Below are 17,189 nucleotides of genomic sequence, written 5' to 3'. Positions count from 1 at the left end.
AGAAAAAGCCTGTCGCATCTTTGTACTATCAAAAACAAAGAGGTATGAGAGCAGCAATAATTTTAATTACAATGGTTTTCTTCATAGGATGCCAAAACACTGAAAAACAAACAAATATTATGAATAACACTAACAAAATTCAACAGACTATAAGTAACTTATTTGTAAATACAGATAATAAAAACTGGAAAGAAGTAGAAGAATTGTTTGCTTCTAAAGTAGCTCTTGATTATTCATCTATGACTGGTAATCCAGCCTCAGAAATCACTCCTAATGAAATTACAACTGGTTGGAAAACTGTATTACCAGGATTTGAATACACACATCATCAAATTGGAAATTTTATTACAAAAATTGATGGAAATAAGGCACATTCTTTTTGTTATGGTACCGCAACACATTATTTAAAAGATGAAAATGGAAATATATGGACTGTTGTTGGTAGTTATGATTTTATCCTTAAAAACATTGAAAATAATTGGAAAATTACTTCTATGAAGTTCAACTACAAGTACCAAGATGGAAATAATATGCTAATACAAAAAGCTATTGATAATGCTAAATCTAACTAAGATGAAAAGGTTATTAGTCCTATTATTAATCGGGATTTTTACATCATGTAGCAATTCTGAAAAAATAAAAAAATTCGAAATCGAATTACATAAGTTAAAAGAACAACAAACTAAGATTATGGATATAGCAACTAAAAATAAAGCATCAGTAAAAGCTTTTTTTAAGGCTTTAGAAGATGAAAATATAGACAAACTGGTTGATTTATTTGCTGACGATGCTAAGCATATAAACCCATATCATTCAGGTATTTTTCCAAAAGGTACTTCAGGAAAAGATGGAATTAGAACCTATTGGACTCCTGTATTTCCAAATTTTGACGGTATGACTTTTCCTATCAAGGAAATATATGCAATGGAAGACCCTACAATGGTTTTTGTAAAATATTCAGGGAATATCAAACTAAAGAACAATGCCGGAGTGTATACCAATAATTATTATTCCACATTTAAATTTAATACTGAGGGTAAAATAACTGAATATGTAGAAATTTTTAATCCAATTGTTGCAGCTCGTGGCTTTGGATTATTAGAAAACATTAAATAAAACTAACAAATGAAAACATACATTTTAGGCTTAATAAGTGTTTTATGCTTATGGAGCTGTAAAACAGAGAAAAAAACAGAAGAAGTAAAAACTTCAACAAACAAAACAGCAATAAAAAAACAGGTAGAAATGAAAAAAGTAAATTTTAAAAGTGAAGGATTAAATTTAGTTGGAAATATTTATTATCCACCTAATTTTCAAATAGGAAAACAATATCCGGCTATTGTATGTTCTGGAAGCTGGACTACTGTAAAAGAGCAAATGGGAGGTTTATATGCTAAACGTTTGGCTGAACAAGGTTTTATTACCTTATCATTCGATTTTAGAAATTATGGAGAAAGTGAAGGAGAACCAAGAGCTTGGGAAAATCCAACAATGAAGATTCAGGATATTGAAAATGCAGTTGCTTACTTAAAAACCAGACCTGAAGTAAAAGGAGATGCAATTGGCGCTTTTGGAGTATGTGCTGGATCTATGTATACTTTAATAGCTGCTTCAGAAGATAACGATATTAAAGCAGTTGCAACCGTAGCTTCATGGTTACATGATGGAGAAGCTGTAAAATTATTTTACGGTGGAGAAGAGGGCGTACAAAAACGTATTAAAGCAGCTCAAGAGGCTAAAAAGAAATTTGCTGAAACAGGTGAGTTTACTTACATCAAAACGATTTCAGCTACTGATGACACAGCTGCTATGTTTGGTGAATTTGATTATTATTTAAATCCAGATAGAGGAGCAATTCCACAATGGAGTGCTGATAAGTTTGCAGTTGCAACTTGGGAAGATTGGTTAACCTTAGACCCATTTCCATCAGCAAAAAACTTAAACAAACCTGTTTTTATGTTACATAGTGATGGTTCTGTATTACCAGATTATACTAAAAAATATTTTGAAGAAATTAACTCAGAAGATAAAGAATTGTTTTGGGTTGATACTGAAATTCAATCACCAATGCACCAATTCATGTTTTACGATCAAGAAAAAGAAGTGTCTTTAGCTGTAGAAAAAACAAGTGCTTTTTTTAAGAATAAACTTTAATTCCCCTTAGTTTATATGTCAGTGAGAATTTAATATCTATTATTAAGTTCTCACTTTATTTTTATAATAATAATAATAATTACAACTTATTATTCTCTAAATACTCTTTTAATTGATTTCTATAACTATTACCAACTGGTATTTCATGAGAATTGATCAACACACACTTACTATTGTATTGAGATATCTTTTTTAGTGGAATTATAAAAGATTTATGCACTCTAATAAAGTCTGAACTACTTAACTTTTCTTCTATTGATTTTAGTGTTTTTAAAGCTAAATAATAGTTTTTGCCACATACAATTTTTGCATAATCTTTCATTCCTTCAATATAGTCTATATCTTGTACAAATACTTTTACAAATTCATCACCTTCTTTGATAAAAAAAGACTTTTCTTGATCTTTTTCTTTTATGTTTACTTCCTGTATATTGAATTTGAATCGCTCTATTGTCTTAGTAAATCGTTCAAACGATAACGGTTTTAAGAGATAATCAATCACATTCAATTCAAAACTTTCTATTGCATATTTAGAGTAGGAGGTAACCATCACAAATTGTGTTTTATTCTGGGTCAGTTTCACCATTTCTATACCTGATATTTGAGGCATAGCGATATCCGTAAAAACTAAATCTATTCTATTTTCATTCAAGTATTTAAAGGCTTCTACTGAGTTTATAAAAGTTTTAGCAATTTCAAACTCAGGAAATCTTTTTAGATAATGAACCAAAACATCAATAGCCAAAGGTTCATCATCAATAATAATAACTTTATACTTTTTCATGCTTAAAAGTTAATTTTAAGTTGTGCTAAATATACATTGTTTTCACTTTCTAGTAATAATTCATGCTTTTTGGGATAAGATAATTGTAACCTGTTTTTTAAATTTTCTAACCCTTTTCCTTGTCTTGAATTTTGATTAAAGTGTTGCTGATCTTGAATACTGTTTTTCACTTTAAATAGCAATGATTTATCGTCTACATCTATTTTTACATTTACAAATGAACTTGAATCATTTGTATAAAACCCATGCTTAAAAGCGTTTTCAACCAAAGTAATTAATAGTAAAGGTTCTATGCTTATTCCTTGAGGAGTTCCTTCTATTTGTAAACTTATATTTGCTTGCTCTCCAAAGCGTATTTTCTCAATAGCAATATATTCGTTAATAAATTTCAATTCATGTTCTAATTTTACTTGTTTATGAACCGAATCGTCGGTTAAATAACGCATCATTCCTGATAGTTTTAAAATAGTATCTGAAGTTTTCGGATTGTTACTTAAAGACATACTATACAATGAATTGAAAGCATTAAATAAGAAATGAGGGTGTAATTGATTTCTTAATAATTGACCTTTAGCCAATTCTAGTTCATTTTTTAATTTTTCATATTTGTTAAAAAAGTCTAGTCGATTCACTATTTGTATTAAAGCATAGAATAAAAAGGTTTTCCCAATAAATTCTGTAAAAAAATCAAAAGTTCTATCTATTAATATTTCATCATGAATTCTATATGATTTTGTTGCGGCCAATACTGCAATTATGATTATAAATAGTATAATAAAACTTGTTTTAAACCAAAACTTATGGAGCTTTAACACGTAATAGTAAAGTAAATATGCAAGGACTGTAAATACAAAATACTCTACAGCATCGCATGTTAAAAAAAGCAACCAATAATCTGGTAATAACGACATTGTTTTATCTAATAACATTATCATAATAATGCTGATCAAAATTATATGAAAAGTTACTTTAAAAACTTGTATTTGTTTATCTGACAATTCAAACATAGCTAAACCTTAAAACTCTTTTGTAAAGATATTAAAATGCCTTTCAGTTATATCGAGACTCATAGTAAGGTTATCTATCCAAAGTTTACGTTTGTCGATTTCATTTTTCTTGGGATAAGAATAGAAATATGTTTGAGTAGATTTTAATTATAAAAACATATAAAATGAAGGCAAAAATTATAGGAATTATAATTGTTCTATGCTCCCTTAGTGCTTTTGGACAAAAACTTACACTAGAAAAAGCATCTCCTTTTACGTCTGTCAAATGGGAAAATAATCAACCAATTGTACAATTTGAAAATGTATGGTATTCTTTTGAAAAATTAGACAATTTTACTAGAGATAAGATATTAAACTTTTGCAAAAAGGAATTTGGACATAAATGGAAAAAACGTTTTTCAGAAGACCTTGTAGAAGTTTTACAAGGGTTAAATTATACACCGAATCAAAAAGTACAACTAACCTTATCTAAAAAAGGTATTTCTAAGGAATATACTGGAGTGTTTACTGCTGAAAATAGAAGAAAATGTTTACTCTACAATAGAGCTCAAAATAACTCTAAGCCTGTTAAAAAAGCTCTGAAAGAAGTAAGTAAAATGCAAGCCATTGATGATTTAAAACAGTTTAGTGATATTCTTAATAATAAATCATCCTATGCTCAACTTTCTAACTACGATTACAATACTGCTATAAAAAAACTAACTGCAACTATATTAAGTAGTAATAAAGAAACTATAAATATTGATAAATTGACGCATGAAATAGGTAAAATAATGGCTGAAATAGGAGATAGGCACTCATCTATAAAAAATGAAGCTTTTAATAGAAAAGCACATAATACGTATAATTTAAGGTTACCCTTTGGTATTACAATTTTAAACGGAAAAGCTATAGCGGTTCAACAAAAACCTAATAATAAAAAAGAATATAGTTACTACAATAATGAATATCCTTACATTAAAAGTATTGATGGTATTGCTATAGAAACCTTAATGAATGACTATAATTATGGAAATAAAAAAGCTCCTAAAGAAGCCAAACTTACACGAGGAGCCAATGCTATTCAAAAGCTAGGTGCTCTTTTATTTAAAAACAACAAAAACTGTCCTAAAACAGTAGAAGTAGAGTTTTCAAACCATAAAAAAACTAAAAAGGAAACTGTTGAGTTAACATTTGATAAAAAGGGATATATCTCAAATTTAAGCATTCATAGTTTTATTTCTATGATGAACATTCAAGCAGGACGTTTTAATGGTACAAAGAAGCTGTTAACTGACAATATTGGTTACATTAAAATTCCAAGAATGTTTAATTATAAGAGAGTTGAAGGATATGAAGATTTTTTAGAAAATACTATGAAGGAATTTTCAAATACCAAAGCTCTAATTATTGATGTACGAGATAATCCAGGAGGAAGAAGAGTTATTTTACAAACTTTTGCGAAATATATAGTACAACCAGCACAATCTCCTTGGATAGCCAATGTCGCATATTTACGTACTAATGAAAAATTAACCACTGATGAAACTTCAATGAGTACTCGTTATTTAAATAGCTATAATTCGAATGAGTTTTCAGAGTCAGATAGAGTAGCCATAAATACTTTCAATAAAACTTATAAAACAACTCAACAATTTGATAAGTCTAAATTTAGCAATCCTTTTTATATGGTTTTGCGAAGTGGAAAAACTCCATATCAAAAGCCAGTATATATTCTTGTGAATGAAAACAGTTTTAGCGCTGCTACCGTATTTACTACAGCTTTTAAAGGGTTACCAAACGTAAAAATTGTTGGAGTTACTACCGATGGCTCTAGTGGAAATTCAAGAAAAGTGTATTTAAACAATTCTAAAATAAGAGTAAAAGTATCTACAATGCTATCTTTTCAACGAAACGGAAAAACATTAGATGGAAATGGAACAGAACCTGATATTTATATCCCTGTTGATAAAACTCAAGTTTTTACAGGTAAAGATACTCAGTTAGAGAAATTAGTTGCTTTAATTAATAAATAGGAGAGAAGTCTTATTTAAAAAAAGGCGGGTAAAAAACTATCCGCCTTTTAATTCAATGAATGATTTTTAATATACTCTTTAGGACTCATTCCTACTTTCTTTTTAAATACCCTTGTAAAATACTGAGGGTATTCAAAACCAAGTTTATACGCGGTTTCTGATATGGATAAATTTGGATTTAGCAACATGCTTTTTGCTTCTTCAACTAAAAATAAGTTAATTTGATCTACAGCAGTTTTCCCTGTTTCTACTTTAATAGTATCACTCATGTAACGATGACTTACATTTAACTGAGCTGCCATCCAGTTTACTGTAGGAATACCTTCCTCTGCTAATAAATTTTGTTCAAAATAACTATTTAGAATCTCCTTAAATCTTGTAATTAGAATTTTATTCTCATCCGTTCTGTTCAAAAATTGTCGTTTATAAAATCGATCCGCATACTTTAATAAAGTATCTAACTGAGATATGATGATTTCTTTACTAAACTCATCTTGGTTATTATGATATTCAGTTTTAATATTTTTAAAAATATCTTTTATAATCTGTTCTTCTTTAGGCGATAAATGAAGCGCTTCATTTACATTATAATTAAAGAAATTATATTTTTTAATACTTTCATAAATGTCCAAATTCCTGATATAATCTTTATGAAAAGAAATATGATAACTTTCCGAACTAAAAACCATATCATTAAAGGTTAAAGTTTGGTTGGGAGCTGTAAATAACATAGTTCCATTAGTACAATCATATTTGGTACGTCCATAAGACAATTCACCAGAAATAATGTTTTTAAAACTAATACTATAAAAATCACATGAAAGTATTACTGGCTCATTAAAAGCATAGGTTTCGCAACTAGATTTCTCGTTCTCTTTTAAATCTGTATGCAGTATGCTAAACAATGGATTTTCTGGCTCTGGAAAATCATAATACTTATGCATTTCTGATATATTATTGAAGCTAAATACTGGCATTATTGTTATTTTATATTATAAATTTACTATTTAATTTTGATACTCTTAAGCAAGTATTGGAATCAATTCTAAAGTAGAAGCTTCATGCTTTTTAGTATTGTAGGTTAATCGCATTGCTGGATATAAGAGACCTAATAATTTTCTATACGCTTTATTTACTTTAGGATTTACTTCATCTAAATCATGAGGTACTAGACCATTAATTTCTACTTCTAGACCTCCAATTTTCATAGCCCCCTTAGAATTAACTAAAAAAGCATCGTACCAACTTCTTTTCCCGAATTTATATTGACGTACAAAAAAGCGTCCTTCAGTAGCAACAATGGTAATATCGATAAAACGATGATCTCCACATCTAATTTGATGTACTTTTTTACTTTGTATTAATTTTTCTAATTCTTGAATTGTCATATAAAGTCATTTTAAAAAGAACCTTTTGTTATTATCATTAGATAAATCAAAAGGTTCTTATCTTATAAAAATGTATAAGGAAATTATTATTTATTGAAGAATTCTGCTACTGCATCTGTTGATACCTTTACTGCTTCTGGCTTGTAGTAGAAATCTACATGTCCAAATTCTTCTAAAGCCATAACTTCGTGTTCATTTGTTAATTTGTCAATAAATTGTGTTGAACAAGGGGCAGTCATTGCATTTTTACCATATACAACTAAAGTAGGTTGCACAATTTTATCTGCATATGCTTCTCCAATAGAAATTAATGACTGCATAGCTTGGTCGCCAATATGTAAATTTGAAAAGGTTTTAACAGCTTTAGGTCCTCTAAAACCATCTCTTCCGTAATAATCATAGGATTCAGCAGCCATTTCCGGATATGCTGCGGCTTCCATAGCTTCTTCTTTTGACATATCATCAGTAAGCCCAAAAGGAACTACAATATCTGCTTCTCCAGTTTCATACATTTTCTGCTTTGATGCATTAGCTGCAGCAATCATTTGATTAGCAGCATTTTTATCGGCCCATTGAAAACCATCTGCTGCCATCATACCAGAAACCATTGCAATTTTCTTAATTCTATGGTCGGTAACAGCTGCCGATGCAATGATAGAACCACCTTGACAAACACCTAATCCTTCAATCTCTTCTACAAAAGGTAATGTTCCTAAATAAGAAACCGCATCCCAAGTATTTTCTATTAATCTAAACATATATCTAGATTTTTTATGCTCTCCTGGTAATGCTGGAGAATCTCCCATTCCTAAATAATCAAAGCCTAAGAAAACAAAACCTCTTTTTGCCATTTCTGGTCCATAGGTTGCCATAACCTGTCCTTTAACTTGTGGAAATGGACTAGCACTTACGATGGCCTTGTATTTTTTGTTTGGGTCAAAACCTTCAGGTAAGTATAAATCGCCTGCTAAATCAACTCCAAATGATGTAAATGTTACACTGTTTTTTCCTGCTTTTAAATTTTCCATTGTATTTTCTTTTTTAGTTGTTATTTGTTCTGAAACCGTTGTTTTTTGTTCTTTTTTGCAGCTTATAGTTAGTATTACTATACTTGCTAGTATTAAAACTTGTTTCATTTTTTATAATGTTTAATGATTACAGTGCAAATTTAAATCGGCATCCAAGCTTGAAACTTAAACATTTTGGTATGAGACTTATACTTTTTGGTATAAATAAAAAAATCCATTTTTATAAGTGGATTTTCTACAATTCTATTAATTATCTAATTCAGAGTATGTCTATATTCTTTGGGCGACTTTCCCGTTTGTTTTTTAAATAATTTACTAAAATGTTGGGGATATTCAAATCCTAAATCATATGCTATTTGACTAATACTTTCAGAAGTTCCTATAAGTTTGTTTTTCGCTTTTTCAACAATAAAAAGAGTTATATGTTCTTTTGCACTTTTTCCTGTTTCTGTTTTCAAGGTATCACTTAAATAACGTTGCGAAACATTCAATCTTAAAGCTATATCTTCAATATTTGGAATACCACTTAACTGATTTTCATTATAAAAATATCTCAGTTCAACTTTAAATTTATCTAATAAAATACTTGAAACTTCTTTTCTATTTAAAAACTGACGTTTATAAAACCTATCTGAGTATTTCAACAATGTTTCTAGTTGAGAAACAATAATATCCTTGCTAAACTCATCATGATTATTGTGGTACTCAGCTTCAATAGTTTCAAAAACCGACTGTATTAACTTCTCTTCTTTAGGAGATACATGTAAAGCTTCATTTGTTGAATATGAAAAATATCCATAATCATTGATTTTTTTTGATAACTCTGTACCTCTTATAAAATCTTCATGAAAAGTAATTATAAACCCATTTTGCTCCATTTCAGTGGTTTCATCCCATTGCATTATTTGCCTTGGAGCCATAAAAACCATAGCACCATTAGAAAAATCATATTTTGTACGCCCATAGTTTAAACTTCCTGAAATTACTCTCTTAAATGAAATAGAATAACAATTATTCATCATAGGAGGGGAGCTCTTTCGCAATGACTTTATAAAACTTTCATTTATTGAAACTACACTCAATAATGGATGCTCTGATTTAGGAGCATTTATATATTCTAAGTAGTTTGAGATACTTTTAAAATGTAACATAACTCTTCACTTTAAAATGCTTTTGACAAAAGATAAGTAAAAACTTTTATTCTTAATTTAATAATCCAAATTGATTTGATACCATTTCGAAAAATGCTTTATCATCCATCGATTTACGTGCTGCCATGAATTGTTCTGCATCTGAACCTGCTAAATACCTTAGTTGTTCTTTATTGTCAGTTACCGCATTATATACGATTTCAGCAATGCTATCAGAAGTACTAAGATGTCCCATATATTCTTGAACTGCTGCCATATATTTTTCTAATCCTTCTTTATAATCGCTAATTTCCTTATTACCAGTTAACGATATATTATTGATAAACTCTGTATTGACACCTCCTGGTTCAACCAATTTCACATCAATCCCTAACGATTTTAATTCATATTGAATAGAGCCTGTAAAACCTTCTACAGCATGTTTTGTTGCATGATATAAACCTTGATACGGTAATGTAAATAAACCTACAATGGATGAAACATTAAGAATAAGTCCATTTTTATTGGCTCGCATATGAGGTAAAATAGCTTTGGTTGTTCTAATTACTCCAAATACATTTACATCAAAAATACGTTGCATTAAAGCCTCGTCTGAAGCTTCAGCAATCCCCATCATACCAAAACCAGCATTGTTAATTAAAACGTCTATTTTACCAAAGGTTTTTAAACCTTTTTCTATAGCTAAATCAATAGTGTTTTGTTTAGTAACATCTAATTCTGTAACTAATACATTATCAAGTTTATTTAACTCAGTTTCTTTTTCTGGAGTTCTCATGGTCGCAATCACATTCCATCCTTTTGATTGAAAAATCTTTACTGCTGATTTGCCTATTCCTGTTGAACTTCCTGTTATTAATACTGTTTTATTTGTTGAATTCATTATTGAAATTTTATATTATTTATAATTTGTGAAAAGATTTTATTTCATATAAGTATTAAACCATTCTAACATCATTTCTGGATGCTCACCTAAATAATTATAACCAATGAAACGTTTTGAATTATCTTCTTCAATCCAGAATAGTTTTTTATCTTTTCCTGGAATTAAATCATATGTTTTTTGAACATCTTCTGGAATTGTCCAAACATCATCTTTATTCTGAATAATAAAGGTTGGAACTTTCACATTTTGAGCAATATTATGAGGTGTCATTTGGCTACTTTTTAATCCACCATTTTTTTCTAACTCTTCATCAAAAACAGTCATATAATCTCCTAATCCCATGTTATCAAGAGTTATTTTTGACATAATATTGATTGATGCAGGTTGTGCACAAACAAATGCTTTTACTTCTTTAAAATACTCTGGATGCTTTGTCATTGCAGTCATAGCTGCATTTCCTCCTGCACATGGATTAAATAATCCAACACTCATGTTTTGAAGGTTATCTTGTGATTTTAAGTAATCAAAAGCAGCTAACACGTCTTTATATTCAGAATTGAATCCTTGTCCCCAAATATTAGCTTCTGCATCACCACTTTCTCCATGATTCCTTAAATCATAGGTTAATACATTATATCCTGCATCATGTAAAGCTTTGTATACATTTCCAAACTTTACTTCTACATCCTGAAAATTACTCCAAGGTTCTTTGTGTCCGGGAAATCCATACCTATTAAATGTAGCTGGGTGATTGCATATAATAAGTTTATTTGAATTTTTTGCTGGTATAAACCATGCAGCTAATTCTACACCATCTTGAGCTTTGAATTTTACATCTTTATACCCCATTCCATAATCCTCTGGAGTTTCTAAGATTGGAGTAGGGTGGTTTACTGTTGTATATCCTTTAGCCAAAGCACTTAATGTAGCTTTTTGTTCTTCTGTTATTTGTGCCATGTTTTTTATTTTTACTTAGCACAAATCTCTGAACAACAAAGAACTAAAACGTATACTTTTTTACATGAGTTGTATACTTTTTTACTTTAAAGCATTAAAACAGAAAGGATATAAATTGGCAAGTGGAAACTTAAAGCAATATTAAGTTCCCACTGTAGCCCCCATTTAACTTACTATAATTAATAGCAAACTTTATTTTTAGGTTATTTTTAAACCAAAATTGTTGTTCCTGATGATGATTTATTTTTCGATTCATCAAAATAAAAATCAATACGACCAAGGTTAACCCCATAAGCTCCAACTTGATTTACCAACATATTTTTGCCTTCAATATTTTTTACAATGGTAGGTTTAGGTAAAAAAGTATGTGTATGTCCTCCAATTATTAAATCAATATCCTTTGTTACTTTTGCTAAATTTAAATCGGAAATTTGCTCTGGATTATTTTTATAATAGTACCCTAAATGTGATAAACAAATGATTAAATCACATTTCTTCTTATTTTTCAACTCTGCGGTTATATCTTGAGTTACTGTTATAGGATCTAAATAACGAGTTTCTTTATACATCTTTTTATTTACTAAGCCGTCAAGTTCAACCCCTAAACCAAAAATTCCTATTTTGATTCCGTCTTTTACTATAATCTTATAAGGTTTTACATGTGTGTCTAATACCGTGTTTTTGAAATCGTAATTTGCAGATACAAAATCGAATTTAGCGTTGGGAAGCTGCTTATATAAACCATCAATTGAATTGTCAAAATCGTGATTTCCTAAAGTTGCTACATCGTATTTTAACATGCTCATTAACTTAAATTCAAGTGCTCCACCAAAGAAATTGAAATAGGGAGTACCTTGAAAAATATCTCCTGCATCTAATAAAAGTGTATTTGGGTTTTCTCTCCTTACTTGTTCTATTAAAGTAGCTCTTCTAGATACCCCGCCTTTATTAGCATATCTATTATGATTTGCATTAAAAGGCTCAATATGACTATGTGTATCATTGGTATGCAAAATGGTTATATGACGTTGTTGCTTACCTGTAAATGATGGCAATGTTAATCCACTAGCCGCTAAAATAGATGCACTTCCAACTTGCTTTATAAAATCTCTTCTTTTCATTACTCTATAATTACGCGGTTATCAATTGAAGCTTGTAGGGTATCTACCTTTTTAAAATAGTTTATAATTACATCTCTCATTTTGCAATCTAACTTCGTTAACTTTTCAGGATTTTTGAAAAAGGTCATTTTATCTCCTCCGCTTTGTAAAAAATCTGATGTTAGTACTGTATACGATTTGTTTTTATCAAAATCTTTTCCTCTAATTTTAAGCAAGTAATCGTTATTACTTAATGTTAAATTCACATTTCTACAGAAAGGATGCGCTGTTTTATTTTTAATAAAATAATCTACCAACTCTGTAATTTTCTCACCTGTAAGAGTTACCGCTACAAGTTCATTTTCAAAAGGCATTAGTTTAAAAGCACGTTCTACTGTTACTTTTCCTTGTGGAATTGTTGCTCTAATCCCTCCATTGTTTAGCATTACAAAATCGATAGACTGATTTGTTTTCTTTTTATAAATAGGATTTGCCATTCTATAACATAAATCGGCCATCAAATTCCCTATGGAAGTCTGCATCCCTTCATTATTTTTAAGAAAGTCTTTAGGAGCATAGGTAAGTACCTCTTGCATTTCTTTTGTTAATTTCTCCTTATATGGAGCAATTACACTATCTATTTTTTCTGAAGATGCAATTGTAATACTTACAGCTATATTTTTGGCTGTTATTTTATTAAGGATCTTAGATTCTCTCTTACAAGAAACTAGAATCAGTAATAAAAGGAGTAAACGAAGTGTTCTCATCATAAAATTTCTTTACTTTTTATTCTTTAACTCTATTTTACATTCTGTAAGGATATAGTTAAAATGCTCTACATCGTTATTATTCAATTTTAAAATTCCTTTTGCAGTGACTATTGCATCTGTTTTAAACTTTCTTTTGCCTATTACTTGCAATTCTATCGCTGTTTCTGGACCTCCAACTCCACAGAAAAAACAAGATGACATCGGTCCTTTAGATAAAATAAAAATCTTTCCCTTTGGATCTACATTTAGAAAATATCCAGTAATAGCTATCGACTTACCATTTAAGCTTTTAACCGATTCTGAAAATGTTGGATGTAAAAAAGTGTCATCGTATTCTGGAAAATATTTATCTCTAAACTTCACTTTAGATAAATCATCCCATGTAACCTTCTGCTGACTAAAGCAGAGACTTACAATACTTACAAACACTATGAATAAAACTTTATTTTTCATTACTTAAAATGGTTGAAATATTCATTTTTACAATAGGGTAGATAGCTAAAGTAATTGCCATAACTATGAATAAAAACACCAATAAACCGATATTAGATATTTCTTGAAATGATAATTCTTTAATAATATCTTGATGAAAAATTGATTTAAAAACATACTCTAAACCTATTTTCAAAATAATTAGAGCCAATACAAAGGCTAGTAATAAAATTATAAGACCTTCATAAGCAACTATTTTTATTAGTTGATATATACTTGCTCCAAAAGATCTAAAAAGAGCTAAATCAAATGCTCGTTCTTTTATTATTTTATATAAACTTATAAAGATTGTAATACCAGATAACATTAAAATTAAATAGGCTATCCATGTAATGGTTTTTAAACCAATTCCTGTATATTCATATAATTTGTCTAATTCATATATAGGCAATGCTGCTTGCAAATTTGTTTGCTTATTTATTTTTCTAGGAAATGTTAAAAATGCAGTAGGATTCTTAAATGAAACTAATAACGAAGTAATTTCTTTATCATCTTCTATTTCTTCATGTTCATGCTCTTGATGTTCATTATCATGATCATGTGTATCCCAAATACTTTCCAAACTTGTTAGTAATAACCTATCAATTACTTTATCTGTTTGTTCTAAAACTCCTACAATAGTATATTTTTCATCATGTGATTCTATATCATTTTCTATTAAACCATGTGAACTTAAAAAAGTATCTCCAATATCTAAATCTAATTTTTCAGCTACTGTAGCACCTAAAATTACTTCAAAAGTGTTTTTTATTTGAGTTCCCTTTGCTAAGCCTGCATTGTATAAGGTCGTAAACTCATTCGTAGTTCCCACAATTCTGTAGCCCTTATAATTATCTCCGTAGGAGATAGGCACAGCTTTTTTGATTAAAGGACTATTAGTAATTTGTTTAACTTCTCTAAAAAGAATATTCCCTGTAGGATTATCAACATGTAAAACAGACGCTAAAACCAACTGTAGAGGACTCCCTTTAGCTCCGATAACTAAATCTATTTCTCCTAAATTATTCTTTCTCTGAAATTCAAAAGATGATTTTAATTGCTGAGTACCTAAAAGAAGTACTATACTAAGTGCTAATGAGAAAACACTTAGAATAGTGTACAGCGGTTTAGACTTTATATTTTCTATACTGATCCTCCAAATATTCATTCTAAAGTGATTTTATTTTGAAAGAATGGTTTAATCCTTTGATCGTGAGTGATTACAATTAATTTTGCTTTGTGTTGTTTAGCTTGTTTTTTAAGTAATTCAATAACTATCTTACAATTCTCATCATCTAAACTAGATGTTGGTTCATCTGCTAAAATGATCTTTGGATTATGAACTACAGCCATTGCTATATTTAGCCTCTGTAATTGTCCCTCACTAAGTTCTTTTACTTTGCTATTTATACAATGTTTAATCCCTAGTTCTTCTAATAGATTGTTAATCTTGTTATTGTCAACTTTTTTCTTACTAAAAAAAAGACGTGTTTGTAAATTTTTGAAAACACTTAACGATTGGATAGTATATTTTTTTTGAAAAACCAATCCAATATATTGGCCTCTAAATTCATCTAATTCGCTATTAGAAAGTAAACTTATATCTATATTTTCTACTATTACTTTTCCTTTTGATGGTTTTAGCAAACCTGCCAATAAATGAAGAAGTGTAGTTTTCCCTATCCCAGATTTACCAAGAATGAGCAAGCTCTCATTCTCAGTTACTGAGATATTGGGAAAACTTAATAAAGACCCCAGATCTTTATATTGAAAAACAAGATTTTCAGTTTGAATCATCTTATAACTCTTCTATTTTATTTAGGTTGTTCATTTTTGCAATCAAATTTCCTTTAATTGCTACTACTGCTGATTTAGGTATATTATCGGCATCAAAAGGCCATGTGCTTGTTGGGTTTTTAATATCTTTTGTTTGTTCTCCTGGATGTTGAACACTTAAAAACAAAGTTTCTCCATCTGGAGAAAACCAAGGTCCAGTAAGCTCTGCATCTTTTGGAGCTGAGGCTACTCTGATTACTTTCCCAGCTTCTTTTCCATATCTAGGTATTACAAAAAGACTGTTATTTTTAAAAGGCATATAAGGTTTATCTTCTCTATTCATTGAGCTACCAGACATATCTGAAGTCATCCATAAATTCCCTGATAAATCAAATGCTAAATTGTCTGGACAAGAGAATCCATTTTCTTCGCCTCCAGCTAAATAAGTAGAAGCTTTAAACGTTAGCGCATCAAATTCTCCTTTAGTTTCTTCAATTTTGAGAATTGAACCGTGATAATCGTTTTTCTCTTTGTTATTTGTTAGTGTAACAAAAATATTTCCTGTTAAAGGATCTATTTCAATGTCTTCAGGTCTATTTAATTCTGTAGCTCCTAAAAGCTTTGAAGCTTCTCTTGCTCTTATAAGTACCTCTGTTTGGTTTTTAAACTTATTTTTTAAAACGGGTTGATTTTCCCAATCTAAGGCTAACCATTTACCATTAACTGTATCGGCAACATACAGAGTTCCTTCTTTAAGAGAGTGTGGTTTAGATGAGATAAATTTATATAAATGTTCACTGTTTCTATCATCTCCAGTATAAGCAACTACACGTTTGTCTTTTAACTCGTAAAGGGTACAACATTCATGTGCAAACCTTCCTAAAGCAATGTGCTTTTGTACTGTTCCTTTTAAAGGATCAACTTCAACTACCCATCCATAATGCTCTGGAGGATATTTGTAAAATTTTTCCCATCCATAATCGCTAGGTTGATGTGTTGGTTGATTATTTTCATCATAAATTGTTTCTCCCCAAAATCCGTCATAATTTTCTTCACAAGTAATGAAAGTCTTCCAAGGTGTAATTCCACCAGAACAATTACTATTTGTTCCCATAACCGTTGTTTTTCCTTTTATAGGACTGTCCCAATTTAGTTTTATTGGTGTTTGTGCTGTAATGCGTCTGTTTAATGGATCATTTTTTACAATTTCCCATACTCCTTTATTTTCTCTTATTCTAACAATACTACCACCAACATTGTACATTTCTTTATTTACTTGTTCAATGGTTCTGTGTTCTTCTGGATTTTCATAATCCCAGTAATTAAAACCTGAAACAAACATCGGATTTATATACTCATGATTTACCCACAGTAAACCATCTTTGGGGTTATTTTCATCTAATGGAATGAAACAGGTAAAATCGTTATTAAACCCAAAAGTATCTTTATCGTTAATCTTGTCGCCCCATTTTATAAGTACTTGATAATTTAATTCATCTGTAAGTAACAAATCATCTTTATCAGAAGGAGCTAAGTCTTTTATTGTTATTTCTTTTAATTTCCTTAAAAACTCTTCAGATATTTTTTGCTTAGATAGGGGAGTTGTTGTATTCCCACAACTAGTTATAAAAGGAGGTATTGTTAAAACTCCCAAGCTAGCTTTTCCTAAAAAGGATATAAATTTTCTTCGATTGTATTCCATGCT

The 17,189-nt window shown here is 29.6% G+C and carries 18 protein-coding genes; 4 read left to right on the top strand and 14 right to left on the bottom strand.

What is annotated here, in order from left to right; genetic code table 11:
* The first annotated feature begins 44 nt into the window (after window positions 1-44).
* From ACOQN8_RS15215 to ACOQN8_RS15205, 3 genes are read left to right on the top strand one after another with little or no spacing between them, the layout of a single operon-like run.
* A complete protein-coding gene (locus tag ACOQN8_RS15215) occupies window positions 45-572 on the top strand; it encodes a nuclear transport factor 2 family protein (RefSeq protein WP_299121375.1) in 528 nt (175 codons plus the stop codon).
* A gap of 1 nt (window position 573) precedes the next feature.
* A complete protein-coding gene (locus ACOQN8_RS15210) occupies window positions 574-1,116 on the top strand; it encodes a nuclear transport factor 2 family protein (RefSeq protein ID WP_420553312.1) in 543 nt (180 codons plus the stop codon).
* 9 nt (window positions 1,117-1,125) lie between these two features.
* On the top strand, window positions 1,126-2,154 hold the full coding sequence (locus ACOQN8_RS15205; RefSeq protein WP_420553311.1) for an alpha/beta hydrolase: 1,029 nt from the start codon (window positions 1,126-1,128) through the stop codon (window positions 2,152-2,154).
* A 79-nt stretch (window positions 2,155-2,233) separates the two neighbouring features.
* On the opposite strand, the gene ACOQN8_RS15200 is transcribed toward ACOQN8_RS15205, so the two are convergent.
* Window positions 2,234-2,938, bottom strand: a complete 705-nt coding sequence (locus ACOQN8_RS15200) for a LytR/AlgR family response regulator transcription factor (RefSeq protein WP_420553310.1) — start codon at window positions 2,936-2,938, stop codon at window positions 2,234-2,236.
* Between the two features lie 2 nt (window positions 2,939-2,940).
* The gene (locus ACOQN8_RS15195) at window positions 2,941-3,873 is read right to left on the bottom strand and encodes a sensor histidine kinase (protein ID WP_420553309.1); all 933 of its coding nucleotides are present in this window, start codon (window positions 3,871-3,873) and stop codon (window positions 2,941-2,943) included.
* A gap of 236 nt (window positions 3,874-4,109) precedes the next feature.
* Between ACOQN8_RS15195 and ACOQN8_RS15190 the strand changes: the two genes are divergently transcribed.
* On the top strand, window positions 4,110-5,960 hold the full coding sequence (locus ACOQN8_RS15190; RefSeq protein ID WP_420553308.1) for a S41 family peptidase: 1,851 nt from the start codon (window positions 4,110-4,112) through the stop codon (window positions 5,958-5,960).
* 47 nt (window positions 5,961-6,007) lie between these two features.
* On the opposite strand, the gene ACOQN8_RS15185 is transcribed toward ACOQN8_RS15190, so the two are convergent.
* The 12 genes from ACOQN8_RS15185 to ACOQN8_RS15130 form a co-directional block, all read right to left on the bottom strand.
* Window positions 6,008-6,937: a helix-turn-helix domain-containing protein gene (locus tag ACOQN8_RS15185; RefSeq protein ID WP_420553307.1), complete on the bottom strand. Its 930-nt coding sequence runs from the start codon at window positions 6,935-6,937 to the stop codon at window positions 6,008-6,010.
* 45 nt (window positions 6,938-6,982) lie between these two features.
* A complete protein-coding gene (locus tag ACOQN8_RS15180; RefSeq protein ID WP_420553306.1) occupies window positions 6,983-7,348 on the bottom strand; it encodes a DUF2255 family protein in 366 nt (121 codons plus the stop codon).
* Between the two features lie 86 nt (window positions 7,349-7,434).
* Entirely contained in the window at window positions 7,435-8,484 is a 1,050-nt protein-coding gene (locus tag ACOQN8_RS15175) for an alpha/beta hydrolase (RefSeq protein ID WP_420553305.1), read from the bottom strand.
* Window positions 8,485-8,630: 146 nt separating this feature from the next.
* Entirely contained in the window at window positions 8,631-9,527 is an 897-nt protein-coding gene (locus tag ACOQN8_RS15170) for a helix-turn-helix domain-containing protein (protein WP_420553304.1), read from the bottom strand.
* 52 nt (window positions 9,528-9,579) lie between these two features.
* Window positions 9,580-10,407 (bottom strand): SDR family oxidoreductase, encoded by an 828-nt coding sequence (locus ACOQN8_RS15165; RefSeq protein WP_420553303.1) that lies wholly within the window; start codon window positions 10,405-10,407, stop codon window positions 9,580-9,582.
* Between the two features lie 39 nt (window positions 10,408-10,446).
* Window positions 10,447-11,367, bottom strand: a complete 921-nt coding sequence (locus ACOQN8_RS15160; RefSeq protein WP_420553302.1) for an alpha/beta hydrolase family protein — start codon at window positions 11,365-11,367, stop codon at window positions 10,447-10,449.
* Between the two features lie 209 nt (window positions 11,368-11,576).
* Window positions 11,577-12,488 (bottom strand): bifunctional metallophosphatase/5'-nucleotidase, encoded by a 912-nt coding sequence (locus ACOQN8_RS15155; protein ID WP_420553301.1) that lies wholly within the window; start codon window positions 12,486-12,488, stop codon window positions 11,577-11,579.
* Window positions 12,488-13,237, bottom strand: coding sequence for a 5'-nucleotidase C-terminal domain-containing protein (locus ACOQN8_RS15150; RefSeq protein WP_420553300.1), 750 nt, complete (start codon window positions 13,235-13,237; stop codon window positions 12,488-12,490). Before ACOQN8_RS15150 ends, ACOQN8_RS15155 begins: the two co-directional genes overlap by 1 nt.
* Before the next feature lie 9 nt (window positions 13,238-13,246).
* On the bottom strand, window positions 13,247-13,690 hold the full coding sequence (locus ACOQN8_RS15145; protein WP_420553299.1) for a hypothetical protein: 444 nt from the start codon (window positions 13,688-13,690) through the stop codon (window positions 13,247-13,249).
* Window positions 13,680-14,876, bottom strand: a complete 1,197-nt coding sequence (locus tag ACOQN8_RS15140; RefSeq protein WP_420553298.1) for an ABC transporter permease — start codon at window positions 14,874-14,876, stop codon at window positions 13,680-13,682. Before ACOQN8_RS15140 ends, ACOQN8_RS15145 begins: the two co-directional genes overlap by 11 nt.
* Complete coding sequence (locus ACOQN8_RS15135) at window positions 14,873-15,505, bottom strand: ATP-binding cassette domain-containing protein (protein WP_420553297.1); 633 nt, start codon at window positions 15,503-15,505, stop codon at window positions 14,873-14,875. Before ACOQN8_RS15135 ends, ACOQN8_RS15140 begins: the two co-directional genes overlap by 4 nt.
* A 1-nt stretch (window position 15,506) precedes the next feature.
* A complete protein-coding gene (locus tag ACOQN8_RS15130) occupies window positions 15,507-17,186 on the bottom strand; it encodes a PhoX family protein (protein ID WP_420553296.1) in 1,680 nt (559 codons plus the stop codon).
* Window positions 17,187-17,189 lie beyond the last annotated feature (3 nt).

The sequence above is a fragment of the Tenacibaculum aiptasiae genome, assembly GCF_965221665.1.
GTDB classification, from domain to species: domain Bacteria; phylum Bacteroidota; class Bacteroidia; order Flavobacteriales; family Flavobacteriaceae; genus Polaribacter; species Polaribacter aiptasiae.
The sequence above is the reverse complement of the archived record's forward strand: the minus strand, read 5'-3'. Positions and strand labels throughout refer to the sequence as shown.